Raw genomic sequence first — 1785 nt, 5'->3', positions numbered from 1 at the left:
CCCCGCACCCCCGGCCGCGGGTGGCGTGGCACGCGCTGGACGTGGCGGACGTACAGGACCGGCTGGAGCAGGAGACGGAGCCCGAGCCGGGCGTCGTCGAGCAGGCCACGGCCCGGATGCGGGAGGCGGCCGAACGGGCGGGCCGGGTGCGGGTGCTGGCGCCGGTGCGGTGGTCGTGGCAGCTGGCCCGGGCCGTGCGCGGCGAGCTGGACGATCCGCTCACCCCCGTGCTGGCGGTCGGCTCGGCCGCCTCCGCGATCCTCGGCTCGGTCGTGGACGCGGCGCTCGTGGTCGGCGCGCTGGACCTGAACGCCCTGGTCGGCGGATTCCAGCGGCTGCGGGCCGAACGGGCGCTGTCCGGGCTGCTCGCGGAGCAGAAGCAGAAGGCGCGGGTGAGCGACGAGTCCCCGCTGGAGGCCGCGGAGGCGCCGGCGGACGGCGACGAGGCCCCCGCGGGCGAGCCGCGGATCGTGGACGCCGCCAAGCTGCACCCGGGGCAGGTGATCGAGCTGAAGGCGGACGACGTGGTGCCCGCCGACGCCCGGCTGCTGTGGGAGGACGGCCTGGAGGTGGACGAGTCCGCGCTGACCGGCGAGTCGCTGCCGGTGGACAAGTGCGTGGACCCGGCGCCGAAGGCCCCAGTCGCCGAGCGGTACTGCATGGTCTTCGAGGGCACGACCGTGGTCGCGGGCCGGGCACGGGCCGTCGTCGTGGACACCGGCGAGCACACCGAGGCCGCGCGGGCGGTGGCGCTGGCCGCCCGGACGCCGGCGGCCGCCGGCGTGCAGGCCCGGCTCCAGGAACTCACCCGCAAGGCACTGCCGTTGACGATGGCCGGCGGCGCCGCGGTGACCGGTATCTCGCTGCTGCGCGGCACACCGATCCGGCAGGCCGTCGCCGGCGGCGTGTCCGTGGCGGTGGCCGCCGTGCCCGAGGGCCTGCCGCTGGTGGCGACCGTGGCCCAGCTCGCTGCCGCCCGCCGGCTCAGCAGGCGCGGCGTCCTGGTGCGCACCCCGCGCACGCTGGAGGCCCTGGGCCGCATGGACACCGTGTGCTTCGACAAGACCGGCACGCTCACCGAGAACAAGCTGCGCCTCACCCGGGTCGCGGGCACCGACGGCACCGTCCGCAAGGCGGGCGACCCGGACGCCGCCGGCACCGTACGGGTCGCCGCCCGCGCCTGCCCCCGGCTGAACGGCGACGGCGCCCGCCCCACCCACGCCACCGACGAGGCCGTCCTCGACGCCGCCGGGCCCGACCCCGAGTGGACGCAGGACGAGGGCCTGCCCTTCGAGACCTCCCGCGGCTACGCCGCCGCCGTCGGCCGGGACGGGGACGGCACGCCGGTGCTGGTGGTCAAGGGCGCCCCCGAGACCGTGCTGCCCGCCTGCGCCGGCCCGCCGTCGCACGCCTCCGAGGCGGCGCACGACCTGGCCCGTGCCGGGCTGCGCATCATCGCGGTGGCGAGCAGGCCGCTCGGGAAGGGGGAGCGGGCGGCCGACGTACTCGAACAGCCGCTGTCCGGGCTGGAGTTCACCGGGCTCCTCGCGCTGGCCGACGTGGCGCGCGAGACGTCCCCGGCGCTGGTGCGCGGGCTGCGCGAGGCGGGCGTACGGCCCGTGGTCCTGACCGGCGACCATCCGGGGACCGCCCGCGCCATCGCCGTCGACCTGGGCTGGCCCGAGGACGCGGTCGTGGTCACCGGGGACGAGCTGGCCGCGGCCGACCGCAGGGCGCGCTCCCGGATGCTGCGCGACGCGGACGTGGTGGCCCGGGTGGCGCCGA

At 78.1% G+C, this 1785-nt stretch carries 1 protein-coding gene; it reads left to right on the top strand.

Going from position 1 to position 1785, the window contains the following annotated elements; all coding sequences use genetic code 11:
* A partial coding sequence (locus GTW67_RS30505) for an HAD-IC family P-type ATPase (protein WP_161167987.1) occupies positions 1 to 1785 on the top strand: 1785 nt, incomplete at both ends.

The organism is Streptomyces sp. SID5910 (assembly GCF_009862125.1).
Lineage (GTDB): Bacteria > Actinomycetota > Actinomycetes > Streptomycetales > Streptomycetaceae > Streptomyces.
The sequence above is the reverse complement of the archived record's forward strand: the minus strand, read 5'-3'. Positions and strand labels throughout refer to the sequence as shown.